This window comes from Bradyrhizobium sp. USDA 4516 (assembly GCF_054055915.1).
This window is the reverse complement of sequence record NZ_JBSRXT010000001.1, coordinates 4,411,824-4,429,754: the sequence shown is the minus strand read 5'-3', so window position 1 is coordinate 4,429,754 and position 17,931 is coordinate 4,411,824. Positions and strand designations below refer to the sequence as shown.

Here is a 17,931-nt window from a genome sequence, read left to right as displayed (position 1 = left end):
TCGCGTATCCGCGCCCGCACCTGCCAAATCAGAGCTTTCATGTCCGACAAGCCGCAAAAGACCGACGCCCAAAAGACTGACGTTAGGGACTATTCCAAGACCCTTTACCTGCCGCAGACGGATTTCCCGATGCGCGCCGGCCTGCCCCAGCGCGAGCCGGAAATCCTGAAATACTGGAACGACATCGGCCTCTACGACAAGCTCCGCCGGGAAGCCGAGGGCCGCGCCAAATTCGTGCTGCATGACGGCCCGCCCTACGCCAACGGCAACATCCATATCGGGCACGCGCTGAACAAGATCCTCAAGGACGTCGTGACCAAGAGCCAGCAGATGCTCGGCTTCGACTCCAACTACGTGCCGGGCTGGGACTGCCACGGCCTGCCGATCGAATGGAAGATCGAGGAGGAGAACTACCGCTCCAAGGGCAAGCAGAAGCCCGACTTCCGCGACTCGGCGGCGATGGTCGCGTTCCGCAAGGAGTGCCGTGCCTATGCGACGCACTGGATCAACGTGCAGCGCGAGGAGTTCAAGCGGCTCGGCATCATCGGCGACTGGGATCATCCCTACCAGACGATGAGCTATCCGGCGGAGGCCCAGATCGCCCGCGAGCTGATGAAGTTCGCCGCCAACGGCACGCTCTATCGCGGCTCCAAGCCGGTGATGTGGAGCGTGGTCGAGAAGACCGCGCTGGCCGAAGCAGAGGTCGAATACGAGGACTACACCTCCGACATGGTGTGGGTGAAATTCCCGGTCACCTCGCCGGCGCATGGCGCGCTGGCCAATGCCTCGGTCGTGATCTGGACCACCACGCCGTGGACGCTGCCCGGCAACCGCGCCATCTCGTTTTCGCCGAAGATCGCCTATGGCCTCTATAAGGTGACGGATGCGCCGGCGGACAATTGGGCCAAGACCGGCGATCTCCTGATCCTGGCCGACGCGCTTGCCGCCGAGGTGTTCAAGCAGGCCCGCGTCACGTCCTATGAGAAGGTCCGCGATATTCCCGGCGACACGCTGGACGCCGTGGAATGCGCCCATCCGCTGCGCGGCTTCGGTGGCGGCTACGAATTCATCGTGCCGCTGCTGGCCGGCGAGCATGTCACCGACGACACCGGCACCGGCTTCGTGCACACCGCGCCGAGCCACGGCCGCGAGGACTTCGACGTCTGGACGGCCAACACCCGCGAGCTCGATGCGCGCGGCATCCCGACGGCGATCCCGTATACGGTCGACGAGAACGGCGCCTACACCGCGCAGGCTCCGGGCTTCACCGGCAAACGCGTGCTCAACGACAAGGGCGAGAAGGGCGATGCCAACGAGGCCGTGATCAAGGCGCTGATCGAGGCCGGCAGGCTGCTCGCGCGCGGCCGCCTCAAGCACCAGTATCCGCACTCCTGGCGCTCCAAGAAGCCGGTGATCTTCCGCAACACGCCGCAATGGTTCATCGCGATGGACAAGCCCATCGCCGAGAACGGCCATGCCAGGAAGGGCGACACGCTGCGCGCCCGCGCGCTGCACGCGATCTCGGTCACGCAATGGGTGCCGCCGGCCGGCGAGAACCGCATCAACGGCATGATCGCCAACCGTCCCGACTGGGTGATCTCGCGGCAGCGCGCCTGGGGCGTGCCGATCGCCGTGTTCGTGAGGGAGAACGGCGACGGCTCGGCCGAGATCCTGCAGGACGAGGTCGTCAACCAGCGCATCACCGAGGCGTTCATGGAGGAAGGCGCCGACGCCTGGTACATGGACGGCGCCCGCGAGCGCTTCCTTGGCAGCCGCGCGTCCGAGAACTGGAAGAAGGTCGACGACATCTGCGACGTCTGGTTCGATTCCGGCTCCACGCACGCCTTCGTGCTGGAAGACCGCCAGAACTTCCCGCAGCTCGGCAACATCGTCCGCAAGGTCGATGGCGGCAACGACACCGTGATGTATCTCGAAGGCAGCGACCAGCATCGCGGCTGGTTCCACTCGTCGCTGCTGGAAAGCGCCGGCACGCGCGGCCGCGCGCCTTATGACATCGTGCTGACCCACGGCTTCACGCTCGACGAGAACGGCCGCAAGATGTCGAAGTCGCTCGGCAACACCGTCGAGCCGCAGAAGGTGATCAAGGATTCCGGCGCGGACATCCTGCGCCTGTGGGTCTGCGCCACCGACTATGCCGACGACCAGCGCATCGGCCCGGAGATCCTCAAGAACACCATCGAGACCTACCGCAAGCTGCGCAACTCGATCCGCTGGATGCTCGGCACGCTGCATCATTTCAAGCCGAGCGAGAAGGTCGCCTTTGCCGAGATGCCCGAACTCGAGCGGCTGATGCTGCACGAGCTCGCCGGCCACACCGAGACCATCCGCAAGGCCTATGCCGACTTCGACTACAAGACCGTGGTCGCAAGCCTCGCGGCCTTCATGAACTCCGAGCTGTCGGCGTTCTACTTCGACATCCGAAAGGACACGCTGTATTGCGATCCGCCGTCCTCGGTGGCGCGCAAGGCGGCGCTGACCACGATCGATCTGCTCTGCGACGCGATCCTGAAATGGCTGGCGCCGATCCTCAGCTTCACCACCGACGAAGCCTGGCGGATGTATCGGCCGAACGCCGAGCCTTCGGTGCATCTGACGCTGTTTCCCGAAGGTCTCGAGCAGTTCCAAGACGACGCACTTGCCGCGAAGTGGGAGATGGTCCGCAACGTCCGCCGCGTCGTCACCGGCGCGCTCGAACTCGAACGCGCCGCCAAGCGGATCGGCTCCTCGCTCGAGGCATCGCCGGTGATCTACGTCGCTGACAGGGAGATGCTGGCCACGCTGTTCGATATCGATCTCGCCGAAGTCTGCATCACCTCGAACTACGAGGTGCGCGAGGGCGAGGCGCCGGCGAACGCCTTCCGCCTCGACGCCGTGCCTGGCGTTGCCGTCGTGGTCGAGAAGGCGGTCGGCACCAAATGCGCCCGTTCGTGGAAGATCCTTCCGACGGTGGGCGAGGACGGCGAATATCCCGACGTCTCGCCGCGCGACGCGCAAGCGCTGCGCGAATGGAAGGCGCTGGGGGTCACGGCTTGAGCTCGCCCGTGCGCGCCGGTGTGCTTGCGGCGGTCATCACCCTGATCGCCGACCAGGCCTCCAAGCTCTGGCTGCTCCACGTCCTCGACATCGTGCATCACGCCCCGGTGCGGGTGACGCCGTTCTTCGACCTGGTGCTCGCCTGGAATCCCGGGATCAGCTTCGGCTGGTTCCAAAGCGAGACCCCGGCGGCCCAGATCCTGCTGATGGTGATCAAGGCCGCGGCCGTGATCGCGCTGGCGATCTGGATGGCGCGGTCGCGGACCTGGCTCGCGACGGTGTCGCTCGGCCTGATCATCGGCGGTGCCATCGGGAACGGCATCGACCGCTTTGCCTATGGCGCGGTGGTCGATTTTGCCCTGCTTCATGCCGAGATCGGGGGAAAAACCTTCAATTGGTACATCTTCAACCTTGCCGATGTAGCCATCGTTGCTGGCGTGGCAGCCCTATTGTATGATTCCGTGGTGGGGACCCCCGCCGTAAAAGCGCCCTGATCCCGGCCGATACGAGCCGGTCAGCGGCCCACACCTGTATCAAGCGGAACTGTGCCTAAGCCAGTGATCGCTTTGGCGAATTTTGAGATGGGAATGGCGCAATGCGCAACACCAAAGCCCGCGGTTACCTGATCGAGACGTCCCGGCTGTCGCTGATGCGCGGCCTGCGCCTGGCGTTCGTCGCAGCCGGGATCGGCCTTGTCATGACGGCCGGCCCGGTGCGCGCCGGCGACGATGAAGATGACGGCGACGACGGCCTGACCTTCGAAGAGCGGATCGTCGACAATCTGATGACCGGGCTCGGCGCCAAGAGCGCGGCCAGCAAGGGCATCGACTACCGCGAGCGCTCGCCGCTGGTGGTGCCGCCGAAGCTGGATTTGCCCCCGCCGGCGTCGACCGCCCAGGTCAACGCGCCGAACTGGCCGAAGGACCCTGATATTGCGGCGCGCAAGGCTGCGATCGCGGCGCGCAAGAAGGAAGTCAAGAAGGAGCCCTGGCAGTCGGCGGTGGCGTTGACGCCGGCCGAGATCGAGGCGGGCCGCAAGCAGCAGACCGCCACCGATGGGCGCAAGGAGCCGCTGGAGCCCGGCGTGAGCACCAATCCATCGCTGATGCCGAGCCAGCTCGGTTACAACGGCGGCCTGCTTGGCATGTTCAAGGGGAACAGCAGCGAGTCCAAACCGTTCAAGGGTGAGCCGACGCGCGAATCCCTGACCGAGCCGCCGCCGGGCTACCAGACGCCGTCCGGGGGCTATGCCTACGGCACCGGCCCGCAGGCGCCGATGGCGAAAGAAGGCCAGTACGACGTCATGACCGGAAAACCGGTGCAGTGATCGCTTGGCCTCCGCGGGCGAAGGCTGACATGAGCAAAGCTTAATGCGGGGCGGCGGGTGTCTCTCCGCTTCGTGACCATCGGCACGGGAACGACCGTGTACGATGGCATGCTTTCGCGCCCCGGCCGTGTGTCCGGGCTTTCATAAGGACCATGATGCGCTCTCGCCGATCGATCGCCCTGTTCGCTGCCGCATTCGTTTCCACCATCCCGCTGCCGGGTGCCAGCCTCCGCGCCCAGACCACCGTCACCTCGGAACGCCCCGCCAGTTTCACGCTCGACAACGGCCTGCAGGTCGTGGTGATCCCCGACCACCGCACGCCGGTGGTCACGCAGATGATCTGGTACAAGGTCGGCTCGGCCGACGAGACGCCCGGCAAGTCGGGCCTCGCGCATTTTCTCGAGCATCTGATGTTCAAGGGCACCGCCAAGCATCCGGCCGGCGAGTTCTCGCAGACCGTGCTGCGCGTCGGCGGCAATGAGAACGCCTTCACCTCGGTCGACTACACCGGCTACTTCCAGCGCGTGCCGCGCGAGCAGCTGCCCACCATGATGGAGTTCGAGGCCGACCGCATGACCGGCCTGATCCTCAAGGACGAGAACGTGCTGCCGGAGCGCGATGTCGTGCTGGAGGAGTTCAACATGCGGGTTGCCAACAACCCGGATGCAAGGCTGACCGAGCAGATCATGGCCGCGCTTTATCTCAACCATCCCTATGGCCGGCCGGTGATCGGCTGGCATCAGGAGATCGAGAAGCTCGACCGCGAGGATGCGCTCGCCTTCTACCGGCGCTTCTACGCGCCGAACAACGCCATCCTGGTCATCGCCGGCGACGTCGACGTCAAGGATATCCGCCCGCTGGTCGAGAAGAACTTCGGCCCGATCCCGGCGCAGCATGCGATCCCCGAGAAGCGGGTCAGGCCGCAGGAGCCGACACCGGCCGCGCCGCGCACCGTGACGCTGTCGGATCCGCGCGTCGAGCAGCCGAGCCTGCGCCGCTATTACCTGGTGCCGTCGGCGACGACGGCGGCAGCGGGCGAGAGCCAGGCGCTCGATGTGCTCGCGCAGTTGATGGGCGGCGGCGCCAATTCCTATCTCTATCGCTCGCTGGTGATCGACAAGGGCCTCGCGATCTCGGCCGGCGCCGGCTACCAGGGCACCTCGCTCGATCCGTCGCAATTCTCGATCTCGGTGACGCCGAAACCCGGCGTCGAGTTCGCGCAGATCGAGGACGCGATCGACAAGGTGATCGCCGACCTCGCGCAGAACCCGGCGCGCGCCGAGGATCTCGAACGGGTCAAGACCCAGCTCATCGCGGAGGCGATCTACGCCCAGGATAACCAGGCGACACTGGCACGCTGGTATGGCGGCGCGCTGACCACCGGGCTCAGCATCGAGGATATCCGCAGCTGGCCGGATCGCATTCGCGCCGTCACTGCCGAGCAGGTGCGCACTGCTGCCGCCAGCTGGCTCGACAAGAAGCGGTCGGTGACCGGCTATCTGATCAAGGATACTGCGCCGAAACGCGAGGAGAAGCGCTCGTGATCTATTCCCTCACCCGTCGTGCGGCGCTGATCGGCGGCGCCTGCGCCGCGCTGTTGACGCTGACGTCGGCGCCCTCGCAGGCCGCGGCCAAGATCCAGCGGCTGGTGTCGCCGGGCGGCATCGAGGCGTGGTTCGTGCAGGACGCGACCGTGCCGTTGATCGCAATGGAATATTCCTTCAGCGGCGGCGCCAGCCAGGATCCGCCCGGCAAGCCCGGCGTCGGCAATCTGGTCGCCGACCTGCTCGACGAGGGTTCCGGCGATCTCGATTCCAAGACCTATCACGAGCGGCTCGAGCGCCGCGCCATCGAGCTCAGTTTCCAGTCGAACCGCGATCAGTTCCGCGGCTCGCTGCGCATGCTCAAGGACAACAAGGACGAAGCCTACGACCTGTTGCGGATGGCGCTGACCTCGCCGCACTTCGAGCCGAAGGACGTCGAACGGATCCGCGCCCAGGTGATCGCCAATCTGCGCCGCGAATCGACCAATCCGTCCTCGCTCGCCGGCCGCAAGTTCCTCGAGCTCGCATTCGGCGATCATCCCTATGCCAGGACGGCCACCGGCACGCTCGACAGCGTGCCGACCATCCAGATCCCGGATCTCAAGGACTATACCCGCCGCATCATCGCCAAGGATACGCTGCGCGTTGCCGTGGTCGGCGACGTCGATCCCGATACGCTCGGCAAGCTGCTGGACAAGACCTTTGGTGGCCTGCCGGCGAAAGCCGAATTGACGCCCGTCCCCGACGTCGTGGCGACCAGGCCGCCGCAGCGCGCCTTCGTCCCGCTCGACGTGCCGCAGACCGTCGTCACCTTCGGCGGCCCCGGCATTGCCAGGCATGACCCGGACTTCATGGCGGCCTATGTGGTGAACCACATTCTCGGCGGCGGCGGATTGTCGTCGCGGCTCTACAAGGAAGTGCGCGAGAAGCGCGGGCTGGCCTACTCGATCTATGAAGCGCTGGTCTGGATGGATCACTCCTCGCTGTTCATCGGCAACACCGGCACCCGCGCCGATCGCGCCGGCGAGACCGTCGATGCGATCGAAGCGGAAGTGCGCCGCATCGCCGAGGAAGGTCCGACGCAGAAGGAGCTCGACGAGGCGAAGTCCTACCTGAAGGGCTCGCAGATGCTGGCGCTCGACACCTCCTCCAAGCTCGCGCAGGCGATGCTGCAATACCAGCTCGACAAGCTGCCGATCGATTACATCGAGAAGCGCAACGCCATCGTCGACGCGGTGACGCTCGACGATGCCAAGCGGGTCGCCAAAAAGCTCTGGGGCAACGGCCTACTCACCGCAATCGTCGGCCGCGCCCCGCAAGCCGCGGCGCAGCCGGTGTCGGCGCCGCCGAAGGCGAACTGACGCGTTTCGGCGGGCCACCTTCCCTCTCCAACCCCGAGAGCGAGCTTCGCTCGCCTCGGACCCCCGCAAGGGGGAGAAGGGGGAGCCGCGCACTCGGACGCCGACGTAACAACCACTGCATCAACACCACCCAAGCAGATCCAAACCCGCTATCCTGCGGCCTGCCGATTCTTCCCTCCACGGGTGATGTCATGCTGCGGGTGTCCCGCGACCTTACGATCGATGAGAACGACATTGAGATCGTCTTTGTCCGCGCCTCCGGCCCGGGCGGACAGAATGTCAACAAGGTCTCGACCGCAGCGCAGCTTCGCTTCGACACCAACAAGATTGCATTGCCGGCAGACGCCGCGCAGCGGCTGGCGCGGCTCGCCGGCAGCCGCATGACCAAGGAAGGCGTGATCGTGATCCACGCCTTCCGCTTTCGCACCCAGGAACGCAATCGCGCCGATGCGATCGAGCGGCTGCTCGAGATGTTGAGGGAGGCGATGATGCGGCCGACACCGCGGCGGCCGACCAAGCCGACGCTCGGCTCCAAGCAGCGCCGGCTCGAGGGCAAGAAGCGCCGCAGCGACATCAAGGCGGGGCGCGGCGCCCGCCGTTTCGACGATTAGATCATAATGCGTTTCCACGGAATCGCATCATGATCTCATCTCCTTGTTTGAGCATGATCTTTTCGGAAAACCGGTTTCCACTTTTCCGGATCATGCTCCAGGGAACGCCGGACGCAGCGCGCGCGGCACTGCATCCGGGATCCGGTCAGCGTAACCAGAAGCGTTTTCGCGCGAAGCGGATGTCGGTTCGCGCGAAGGAACGCGTCAGAACAAGAAGCTTGAGCCTTGGTTCCGATTGATCAGAACCGCGAAGGCTCTCGTGCTTCAGTACTTCTTGGTTGCGGGCGCCATCTCGGAACCGCCCGACTTCGGTGCCGTGCGTCCGCTGCCGACCGTTCCCTTGCTGCCCGACTTGGCGGCGGCGCCGCTCTTCTGCGTCGTCGCGCCAGGTTGCGCCGTCATTTCCTCATCGCCGCTGCCGGACATGCCGCCGCCCTGCTGCATGGTACCTCTGCCCTGCGCACCGCCGCGGGTATCCGGTGCAGTCGTTCCCTGTGCCAGGACGGGGCCGGCCATCGCGGCCGAGATGGCAAGGGCGAGCACGCTGGTTTTTGCAAACGTCATCCATTTCTCCTGGGACTTTAATTGACGATGGAGGAGCGGCGCAGGTGGTGCGCCGTTTGCAGCGCCGACCCTGAACCCCATCGCGCAAGACTGCATTTTCCGCAAACGGCGCACGCGAGATGCAAGCTGCGTCGTGTGGTGATCGTGCAGGGATTTCGCGGTCATTTTGCGAAATTGTCGTCCGCATATGCGGCAACCACCGGTTCCGCGCCAGATCACCGCCCAGCTTTGTTCTGCTGTGAAACAGCCCGCTACTACCAACGGCGGATTTCAGCCTCCTACAGTCACCGCACAGAGGCGGTGATGTAGATGACAAAGCTGCGCGCAAGGTGGTCGTTGGGGCTGGGATTTTGCAGCGCAATGCTTGCAGTGCAAATGGCCGGCGCGCAGATGCCCTTGCCCGCCGCCAAGCCGCCCGATGGGGCGACGCTGTTCAAGCAGCAATGCGCGACCTGCCACACGTCAAACATGTCGGATGCCGTCCGGCAAGGACCGTCGCTCTATAAGGTCGTCGGCCGCCACGCCGGCAAGGCCGACGGCTTCAAATATTCCGCGGGCTTCAGCAAGGCCGACTTCGTCTGGGACGACGCCAGGCTCGACGCCTGGCTGACCAATCCGCAGGAGGTGATCCCCGGCGCCGTGATGGCCTACCGGCAGGCCAAGCCGGAAACCCGCGCCATGATCATCGCCTATCTGAAGGAGCTGAACTGAATGGCGAAACCCGTGCATTCGATGATCCGCGTGTTCGACGAAGGAAAAGCGCTCGACTTCTACCAGCGCGCGTTTGGCCTGGAGATCGCGGACAATCTGAGATTTCCCGATTTCGCGCTGATCTATCTGCGCCATCCCTCCTCGCCGTTCGAGGTCGAACTCACGGTCAACTTCGATCGCAAGGAGCCCTACACGCTCGGCGACGGCTACGGCCATCTCGCCGTCATCGTCGATGACGTCGATGCCGAGCACGCGCGCTTCGAAAAGGAGAAACTGTCGCCCGGGCCGCTGCGCGACTTCAAGCACGACGGCAAGACGCTAGCGCGCTTCTTCTTCGTCTCCGATCCCGACGGCTACAAGATCGAGGTGATCCAGCGCGGCGGGCGCTTCGGCTAGAGCATGCTCAGACAACAAGGCAATTGCACAAATAAAAATTGACGGAGGAACCCATGAGAGAAATCGATCGACGCAGCAAATATGACCGGCGTGTCTTTCTCAAAGGCGCGGCCGTGACCGCACCCGCAGTCGCGATTGCGACCTCGACGGGGCTCGGCATCACCGATGCGTGGGCCGAAGGCGCCACGACGCTGACGCCGGCCACGATGAAGACGTTGCTGAAGATGGCGCGCGACATCTATCCGCACGATTTCCTCGGCGACAGCTACTACATAGCAGCGGTCAAGCCGTATGACGAGAAGGCCGCGAAGGATCCGGCGGTCAAGTCGCTGATCAATGACGGCGTCACGAGGCTCGATCAGGCGGCCAACGACCGCCACAAGATGCCTTATGTCGAGGTCGCCTGGGAAAACGATCGCGTCGCGCTGCTGCAACAGATCGAACCGAGCGCCTTCTTCCAGAAGATCCGCGGCGACCTCATCGTCTCCATCTACAACAACAAGGAGGTGTGGCCGCGGTTCGGCTACGAGGGCTCCTCGGCCGAGCATGGCGGCTACATCAAGCGCGGCTTCGCCGATATCGACTGGCTGCCGAAGGTCTAACGGGTCGGGAGGAAACAATGGCAAAATTCGATCTGAATGACAGCGGCGTTGTGGTGATCGTCGGCTCCGGTGCCGGCGGCGGAACGCTCGGCAATGAACTGGCGCAGAAGGGCGTCAAGGTCGTGATCCTCGAGGCCGGCCCGCGCATCGAGAACCAGGACTTCATCAACGATGAATGGGACAGTTTTACCCAGCTCGCCTGGTCCGACGCGCGCTCGACCTCGGGCAGCTGGCGCGTCCACCAGGACTTTCCGGGCCTGCCGGCCTGGATCGTGAAGGCGGTCGGCGGCTCGACCACGCACTGGGCGGGCGCCTCGCTGCGCTTCGACGAGCACGAGTTCAAGATCAAGTCGGCCTATGGCACCATTCCCGGCGCCAACCTGATCGACTGGCCGATCACGCTCGCCGAGATGGAGCCGTGGTACGCCAAGGCCGAGGACAAGATGGGCGTCACCCGCACCAACGGCATCCCAGGGCTGCCCGGCAACAATAACTTCAAGGTGATGGAAGCCGGCGCGAGGAAGCTCGGCTACAAGGAGGTGCACACCGGGCGGATGGCGATCAACAGCGAGCCGCGCGACGGCCGCGGCTCCTGCCAGCAGATCGGCTTCTGCTTCCAGGGCTGCAAGTCGGGCGCCAAATGGTCGACGCTCTACACCGAGATCCCGAAGGGCGAAGCCACCGGCAATCTCGAAGTGCGCCCCGGCAGCATGGTGATCAAGATCGAGCACGACCAGTCCGGCAAGGTCACCGGCGTGGTCTACGCCGATGCGACGGGCGCGATGCAGCGCCAGAAGGCCCGCGTCGTCGCGGTCGCCGGCAACTCGATCGAGAGCCCGCGGCTCTTGCTCAACAGCGCGTCCAGCATGTTCCCGGACGGGCTCGCCAATTCATCCGGCCAGGTCGGCCGCAACTACATGCGGCATATGACCGGCAGCGTGTATGCGAGCTTCGAGAAATCGGTGCACATGTATCGCGGCACCACGATGGCCGGCATCATCCGCGACGAGGCCAAGAACGATCCGAAGCGCGGCTTCGTCGGCGGCTACGAGATGGAGACGCTGTCGCTCGGCCTGCCCTTCATGGCCGCGTTCCTCAATCCCGGCGCCTGGGGACGCAGCTTCACCAGCGCGATCGAGGGCTATCCGCGGATGGCCGGCATGTGGCTGGTCGGCGAGGACATGCCGCAGGAGACCAACCGCATCACGCTGGATCCGAAGATCAAGGACAAGTTCGGCATGCCGGTCGCCAGCGTGCATTTCGACGATCATCCGAACGACGTCGCGATGCGCGACCATGCCTACAAGCAGGGCTCCGCGGTCTATGAGGCGGTCGGTGCCACCGTCACCTATCCGACGCCGCCCTATCCCTCGACCCACAACATGGGCACCAACCGGATGAGCGAGAAGCCGCGCGACGGCGTGGTCAACAAGTTCGGCCAGACCCACGACATCAAGAACCTGTTCGTTTCCGACGGCAGCCAGTTCACGTCAGGCGCAGCGTGCAACCCGACGCTGACGATCGTGTCGCTGGCGATCCGCCAGGCCGACCACATCGCCGGCGCGATGCAGCGCAAGGAGATCTAGACCAGACGACCATTCGAACCGAGTCGCGGATTCCGCCTCACCTCGCCCCGCGTGCGGACGCGCGCGGGGAGAGGTCGGAGCGCATCGTTAGATGCGTTCCGGGTGAGGGGGAGTCTCCGCAAACGCAGCTGTCACCGGATACGCGGAGACGGCCCCTCACCCCAACCCTCTCCCCGTAAGAACGGGGCGAGGGAGCGCAGCGCCGTCGTGGTCGCCACTGCGCTTTAGCAAGAAAATACAATTCCCCTCTCACTGAAGCGGCCTTGCCCAACTGGACAAGGCCGCTTTCTTCTTTGCGTGATGGACCGGTGCGAAATCTATTCCGCCGCATCCATGATCGCCGCCGCCCCGCGATAGTCCGGGACCACCGCCGGAGCATTGGCCTTGGCGCGGTAGATCAGGCAGGAGCAGCGCAGCAGCGACGCGAAATTGTTCACCTCGCCGTGATGATCGAGCACCTCGTTGTGCAGGGTGGTGAGGAACTTGGCCAGCGTCATGCCTTCCTTGGCCGCGATCTCCTCCAGCGTGTCCCAGAACGACATTTCCAGCCGGATCGAGGTGCAATGGCCGTCGATCCGCAACGATCGGGTCTGCGATTCATAGTCGCGTTGCGGCTGATGCGCGAAAAGATGGCACATGGCGTTCCTCCGGCGAGAACTTATAATTTTTCTAAACGATATACCTGTGCGCGCGGCCCCACAATCGGGACGTAGGGCGTGACGCGCCGGCCGCCGAAGCCAAGCGTCTTCAAGGCGATAGGCCGGAATCATCCCCAACCTGCTTGCGGCCGCCAGATCGGTCCCATGCATTTGCCGGCGCGGCGATTTATAGTAGCGGCCAGTCTCGAATCGCGCTCCGAACGTCCAATCCATGCCTGTCCGCCAGCTTCCCGAACAGCTCGTCAACCGCATCGCCGCCGGCGAAGTGGTCGAACGCCCCGCGAGCGTGGTCAAGGAACTGGTCGAGAACGCGATCGACGCCGGAGCCAGCCGGATCGACGTTTTCACCGATGGCGGCGGGCGGCGCCGGATCGGCATCACCGACGATGGCGGCGGCATGACCCGCGCCGACCTCGCGCTCGCGGTCGACCGCCACGCCACCTCCAAGCTCGACGACGAAGACCTGCTGCGCATCCGCACGCTCGGCTTCCGCGGCGAGGCGCTGCCCTCGATCGGGGCGGTCGCAAAGCTCGGCATCACGACGCGTCATGCCAGCGAGCCGCATGCCTGGTCGCTGTCGGTCGAAGGCGGCGAGAAGTCGGAGGTCATGCCGGCCGCGCTCGGCCAGGGCACCCGCGTCGAGGTCAACGAACTCTTCTACGCAACGCCGGCGCGGCTGAAATTCCTCAAGACCGACCGCACCGAGGCGGAGGCGATCCGCGAGGTGGTGCGCCGCCTCGGCATGGCGCGCCCGGACATCGCCTTCACGCTGGCCGGCGAAGACCGCGCGCCGGTCACCTGGGCCGCAGCGCTGCCCGGCGCGGCCGGCCGGCTGACCCGGCTCGGCGACATCCTGGGTGCGGATTTTCGTGCCAACGCGATCGAGGTGCGCGCCGAGCGCGAGGGCGTCGTGGTCGAAGGCTTTGCCGCCGCGCCGTCGCTGACCCGCGCCAATGCGCTCGGGCAATATCTGTTCGTCAACGGCCGCCCGGTGCGCGACAAGCTGATCCTCGGCGCCGTGCGCGCGGCCTATTCCGACTATCTGCCACGCGACCGCCATCCCGTCGTGGCGCTGTTCGTGACCTGCGACCCCGAGGGCGTCGATGCCAATGTGCATCCGGCCAAGACCGAGGTGCGCTTCCGCAATGCCGGCCTGGTCCGCGCGCTGATCGTGCACGCTCTGAAGGAAGGCCTCGCACGCGAAGGCAGGCGCACCGCGGCCAATACCGCCGACGGCGCCGCGCTCTCGGCCTTCCGCCCCGCCTTCACGCCGCCGCGCCCGAGCAATTGGGACTGGCGCGGCTCGCCGTCCTATCCGGCTGGTCCGCTGCGCGCGTTCGACGGTGCGGCGGCGCCCGCCTTCGCCGAGCCCGGACAGGCCGCCTTCGACGTCGGCACGCCGACCGCCGATGTCCGCTTCGAGGCCGCGCCCGCGCCCGACCTGCTCGACCGGCCGCTCGGCGCCGCGCGCACCCAGATCCACGAGACCTACATCGTCTCGCAGACCCGCGACGGTCTCATCGTGGTCGACCAGCACGCGGCGCATGAGCGCATCGTCTATGAGAAGCTGAAGGCCTCGCTGGCGAAGAACGGTGTGCAGCGGCAGATCCTCTTGATCCCCGAGATCGTCGAGCTCGATGAGTCGACCGTCGAGAAGCTGCTCGATCGCACCGAGGAATTGGCATCGTTCGGGCTCGCGATCGAATCCTTCGGCCCCGGCGCGGTCGCCGTGCGCGAAACGCCCTCGCTGCTCGGCAAGGCCAATGCGGCCGGTCTCTTGCGCGACCTTGCCGAGCACATGGCCGAGTGGGACGAGGCGCTGCCGCTGGAGCGCCGGCTGATGCACGTCGCCGCCACCATGGCCTGCCACGGCTCGGTCCGCGCCGGCCGCCGCCTTAAGCCGGAAGAGATGAACGCACTGCTCCGCGAGATGGAAGACACGCCGAACTCCGGCCAGTGCAACCACGGCCGCCCGACCTATGTCGAATTGAAGCTGAGCGATATCGAGAAGCTGTTCGGGCGAAGATAAGACCGCATACTCCGGTGTCATCGCCCGGCTTGACCGGGCGATCCAGTACGCCGCGGCGATCGTGATCAATCGAGAAGCCGCGGCGCACTGGATCACCCGCATGCGCGGGTGATGACAGCACAACAAGCGGCAACATTACGCCTTGCGAAGAAACACGAACTCCGTGTCGTCATACGCGCGCCGCTCGAGCTCCTCGAAGCCCTCGGGTGCCGCGAACGCCGCGGCCTTTGCCTCTTCCACCACGAGCAGCGCGCCCGGCGTCAGCCAGCCGCCGTCGCGCAGCGAGGCGAGCGCCTTGTCGGCCAGCCCCTTGCCATAGGGCGGATCGAGAAACACCAGCGAGAACGGCTCGACCGGATGTGCCGGTCCAAGATCGGTGGCATCGCGGCGATAGACCTTGGTCGTGCCGCCGAGGCCGAGCGACTCGACATTGTTGCGCAGCAGCGCCCGCGCCTCGGCGCCATTGTCGACGAACAGCGTGAACCTGGCGCCGCGCGAGACCGCCTCGATGCCGAGCGCGCCGGTGCCGGCAAACAGATCGAGCACGCGCGCGTCCTCAATCGGATTGTCGTAGGCGTGGATCAGAATGTTGAACACGGACTCGCGCAGGCGGTCCGCGGTCGGACGAATCTCGCGGCCCGCAGGCGAAGCGAGATTGCGGCCCTTCAGCCTGCCCCCGACGACGCGCATTGACCGTTACTCGTCCCGCGGCTTGAGATCGCGCTTGCCGTGATAGCCGCGCTTGGGACGGCGCGGCGGGCCGTAGCCGTTGGCCTCGTCTTCATTGCGGGCACGCGCTTCCTCGCTGCCGGTGCGCTGCACCAGCACGCGGCGGCCCTTGCGATCGTTGATGGTTTCGCGCTTGCTGGGCTTCGGCTTCCTGGCCGGCGCATTGTCGCCGTCGGCTGCGTCACGCGGCTCCGGCCGCGTGAAGTCGGCGCCCGCGATCTTGGCGATCTTCTCGCCGAGCTGCTCGCGCAGCACCCGCGTCTTGACCTCCTCGACCTTGCCCTCCTCGAGCTCGCCGAGCTGGAACGGGCCGTAGGAGATCCGGATCAGGCGGTTCACCTCGAGCCCGAGATGCGCCATCACGTTGCGCACCTCGCGGTTCTTGCCTTCGCGGATCGCGAACACCACCCACACATTGGCGCTCTGGTCGCGTTCCAATGTCGCGTCGATCGGTCCGTATTTGACGCCGTCGACCTCGACGCCACCCTTGAGCTGGTCGAGCTGGCCCTGCGTCACCTCGCCATGCGCACGCACGCGGTAGCGGCGCAGCCATCCGGTGTCGGGATGCTCCAGCGTCCGCGCCAGGCCGCCGTCATTGGTCAGCAGCAACAGGCCCTCGGTGTTGAAATCCAGCCGGCCGATCGAGATCAGCCGCGGCAAGCCCTCGGGCAGATTGTCGAACACGGTCGGCCGCCCCTCGGGATCGGCATGCGTCGTCATCAGCCCGCGCGGCTTGTGATACATGAACAGCCGGGTCCGCTCGCGCGGCGGCAACGGCTTGCCGTCGACCGCCACAACATCGTTGTCGGTGATATCGAGCGCCGGCGAGTTGATCACGCGTCCGTTGACGGTGACGCGCCCTTGCGTGACGATCTCCTCGGCATCGCGGCGCGAGGCAAGACCGGCGCGCGCCAATACCTTGGCGATGCGTTCACCTGTCTTCTTCGGCTTCGGCTCGGGATGCTCGCGGCGATCGTCGTAGGAGCGCTCGCGATAGGCGCCGCGGCCGCCGAAGGCCGGGCGCTTCGCAAAGACCTTGCTGTCGTCCTCATTGTCGCGGCGCGGCCGGTCGGAGAAGCGACCCTCGCTGCGCGGGTGCTCCTGCCAGTCGGTGCGGCCTTCGGGCCGCTCACGCCGGCGATTGTCGCGGCCACCATCTTCATCATGACGATCCCAGCGCGGCCGGCCGAACTTCGGACGATCACCCTGCTCGCGGTCGTCGCGTGACTTCGAGAACCGCGGACGTTCGCCGCCACCGCGATCGTCGCGCGAACGCGAAAAGCGCGGGCGCTCGTCGCCGCCGCGGTCGTCGCGCGGTTTGCGATCCCGCTTTTGCCAGGGCTTCTCGTCGCCGCGGTCGCGGCCCTCGAAGTCGCGGTCGCGCTTGAAGCGCGGCCGATCGCCGAAATCGCGGCGCGGTGCGTCGCCATCCTCGCGGCGACGGAACGGGCGGCCTTCGCCCTTGTCCCCGAACGAGCGCTTGTCACGATCGCCGCGCGAAAACTTCCTGTCGTCGAATTTGCGCTCGGCGCGCTCGCCGCGCGGCACAAAGCTCCGCTTCTCGCCGTCGCGCTCGCCACGCGGCGTATAGGGACGCTTCTCGCGATCGCCATAGGACCGCTTCTCGCCGAACTTGCGGTCGGATGACCGGCCCTCCGAGCGCGCGCCACCGCGCTGCGGACGATCGCCCGCATCAAAGTCGCGGCGCTCGCCGCGCGGCTTGAACGGGCGCTTTCCGCCCCCCTCGCCGCTACGGTCGTCGCGCTTGAAGCGCGGCCGGTCGCCGTAATCGCGGCGCGGCGCATCGCCGTCCTCACGGCGGCGGAACGAGCGGCCCTCGCCCTTGTCGCCGAAAGAGCGCTTGTCGCGATCACCACCTTTGCCTCCGAAGCTGCGCTTGCCGAACGGCTTATCCGATCCGCGGGAACCACTGGGCCGCCCCTTCCCGGGCGCCCCCCGGTCCCGCCGGCCGCGCGGGGAATCGTTGTTTTTGTCGCTGTCGCGGGGCATGAATGTTCTCGCCTGGAGGTTCAATTGGGGCGCAGGGCAACCGGCGATACGCGCGCCATCTGGGCGCGACTGGCGCAAAACCGGCATCCACTTCTGCTGAAGGCGACGCTACTAGCAGGTTTCTTCCGATGATACGAGGCATGTCTGCCCCTTCTTTCATGGATTTGGCGCTAAAAACCGCCGAAAGTGCCGGAAAAGCTGGCGAGGTTCCGATCGGATGCGTGATCGTGCGGGGCTACGAGGTGATCGCCACCGCCGGCAACCGCACCCTGACCGACCACGATCCGACGGCCCATGCGGAAATCCTTGCGATCCGGCAGGCCGCCGAGGCCATCGGCACCGAGCGGCTGGTCGATTGCGACCTCTACGTGACGCTGGAGCCCTGCACCATGTGTGCCGGCGCGATCTCCTTTGCCCGGATCCGCCGGCTCTATTACGGCGCCGCCGACCCCAAGGGCGGCGCGGTCGAGTCAGGCGTCCGGTTCTTCGCGCAGCCGACCTGCCACCATGTGCCGGAGGTCTATGGCGCGGTCGGCGAGACCGAGTCCGCGCGCCTGCTGCGCGAGTTCTTCAGGGAGCGGCGGTAGATGCACGAAAGACAGACCCGTCATCCCGAGGTGCGAGCGCAGCGAGCCAAGAGGCGAGCACCCCCGGAGGACGGGACTGAAGGCGGGACAACATGTCCGTCGTCGTCCCTGCTTTCGTGTTTGGTCCCTGCTGATTGGTTGGATGGAATCGGTGTAGAACG

General features: G+C 65.9%; 16 protein-coding genes. 12 read left to right on the top strand and 4 right to left on the bottom strand.

Features of this window, described 5'->3' with window-relative positions; translation table 11 throughout:
• Positions 1-39 precede the first annotated feature (39 nt).
• The 6 genes from ileS (at position 40) to arfB (ending at position 7,897) form a co-directional block, all read left to right on the top strand.
• Positions 40-3,054 (top strand): isoleucine--tRNA ligase, encoded by a 3,015-nt coding sequence (ileS, locus tag ACVI1L_RS20550; protein WP_456783641.1) that lies wholly within the window; start codon positions 40-42, stop codon positions 3,052-3,054.
• Positions 3,027-3,548 (top strand): signal peptidase II, encoded by a 522-nt coding sequence (gene lspA, locus ACVI1L_RS20545; RefSeq protein ID WP_092089066.1) that lies wholly within the window; start codon positions 3,027-3,029, stop codon positions 3,546-3,548. The genes ileS and lspA overlap by 28 nt, the downstream gene beginning before the upstream one ends.
• Positions 3,549-3,649: 101 nt before the next feature.
• On the top strand, positions 3,650-4,381 hold the full coding sequence (locus tag ACVI1L_RS20540) for a hypothetical protein (protein ID WP_057016632.1): 732 nt from the start codon (positions 3,650-3,652) through the stop codon (positions 4,379-4,381).
• Positions 4,382-4,533: 152 nt separating this feature from the next.
• Positions 4,534-5,925 (top strand): M16 family metallopeptidase, encoded by a 1,392-nt coding sequence (locus tag ACVI1L_RS20535; protein WP_194295318.1) that lies wholly within the window; start codon positions 4,534-4,536, stop codon positions 5,923-5,925.
• Complete coding sequence (locus ACVI1L_RS20530) at positions 5,922-7,286, top strand: M16 family metallopeptidase (RefSeq protein WP_168856563.1); 1,365 nt, start codon at positions 5,922-5,924, stop codon at positions 7,284-7,286. Before ACVI1L_RS20535 ends, ACVI1L_RS20530 begins: the two co-directional genes overlap by 4 nt.
• Before the next feature lie 191 nt (positions 7,287-7,477).
• Complete coding sequence (gene arfB, locus ACVI1L_RS20525) at positions 7,478-7,897, top strand: alternative ribosome rescue aminoacyl-tRNA hydrolase ArfB (protein WP_057016633.1); 420 nt, start codon at positions 7,478-7,480, stop codon at positions 7,895-7,897.
• 264 nt (positions 7,898-8,161) lie between these two features.
• Here arfB and ACVI1L_RS20520 read toward each other — a convergent pair whose 3' ends face one another.
• Positions 8,162-8,461: a hypothetical protein gene (locus ACVI1L_RS20520; protein WP_057016634.1), complete on the bottom strand. Its 300-nt coding sequence runs from the start codon at positions 8,459-8,461 to the stop codon at positions 8,162-8,164.
• Positions 8,462-8,851: 390 nt separating this feature from the next.
• Here ACVI1L_RS20520 and ACVI1L_RS20515 point away from each other — a divergent pair, with 390 nt between their 5' ends.
• From ACVI1L_RS20515 to ACVI1L_RS20500, 4 genes are read left to right on the top strand one after another with little or no spacing between them, the layout of a single operon-like run.
• Positions 8,852-9,172 (top strand): c-type cytochrome, encoded by a 321-nt coding sequence (locus ACVI1L_RS20515; RefSeq protein ID WP_168856586.1) that lies wholly within the window; start codon positions 8,852-8,854, stop codon positions 9,170-9,172.
• Positions 9,173-9,568: a VOC family protein gene (locus ACVI1L_RS20510; RefSeq protein ID WP_057016635.1), complete on the top strand. Its 396-nt coding sequence runs from the start codon at positions 9,173-9,175 to the stop codon at positions 9,566-9,568.
• Positions 9,569-9,621: 53 nt separating this feature from the next.
• The gene (locus ACVI1L_RS20505) at positions 9,622-10,170 is read left to right on the top strand and encodes a twin-arginine translocation pathway signal (RefSeq protein WP_057016636.1); all 549 of its coding nucleotides are present in this window, start codon (positions 9,622-9,624) and stop codon (positions 10,168-10,170) included.
• A 17-nt stretch (positions 10,171-10,187) separates the two neighbouring features.
• Positions 10,188-11,756, top strand: a complete 1,569-nt coding sequence (locus tag ACVI1L_RS20500) for a GMC family oxidoreductase (RefSeq protein WP_229190508.1) — start codon at positions 10,188-10,190, stop codon at positions 11,754-11,756.
• A 317-nt stretch (positions 11,757-12,073) separates the two neighbouring features.
• Here ACVI1L_RS20500 and ACVI1L_RS20495 read toward each other — a convergent pair whose 3' ends face one another.
• Positions 12,074-12,394, bottom strand: a complete 321-nt coding sequence (locus ACVI1L_RS20495) for a ribbon-helix-helix domain-containing protein (RefSeq protein ID WP_016848007.1) — start codon at positions 12,392-12,394, stop codon at positions 12,074-12,076.
• Positions 12,395-12,626: 232 nt separating this feature from the next.
• Here ACVI1L_RS20495 and mutL point away from each other — a divergent pair, with 232 nt between their 5' ends.
• Positions 12,627-14,444, top strand: coding sequence for a DNA mismatch repair endonuclease MutL (gene mutL / locus ACVI1L_RS20490; RefSeq protein ID WP_456783640.1), 1,818 nt, complete (start codon positions 12,627-12,629; stop codon positions 14,442-14,444).
• A gap of 135 nt (positions 14,445-14,579) precedes the next feature.
• Here the strand turns inward: mutL and rsmD are convergent, their stop codons facing one another.
• On the bottom strand, positions 14,580-15,134 hold the full coding sequence (rsmD, locus tag ACVI1L_RS20485; protein ID WP_456783639.1) for a 16S rRNA (guanine(966)-N(2))-methyltransferase RsmD: 555 nt from the start codon (positions 15,132-15,134) through the stop codon (positions 14,580-14,582).
• Positions 15,135-15,140: 6 nt separating this feature from the next.
• Entirely contained in the window at positions 15,141-17,183 is a 2,043-nt protein-coding gene (locus ACVI1L_RS20480; protein ID WP_456783638.1) for a pseudouridine synthase, read from the bottom strand.
• A gap of 140 nt (positions 17,184-17,323) precedes the next feature.
• Here ACVI1L_RS20480 and ACVI1L_RS20475 point away from each other — a divergent pair, with 140 nt between their 5' ends.
• Complete coding sequence (locus ACVI1L_RS20475) at positions 17,324-17,770, top strand: nucleoside deaminase (RefSeq protein WP_225163883.1); 447 nt, start codon at positions 17,324-17,326, stop codon at positions 17,768-17,770.
• Positions 17,771-17,931 lie beyond the last annotated feature (161 nt).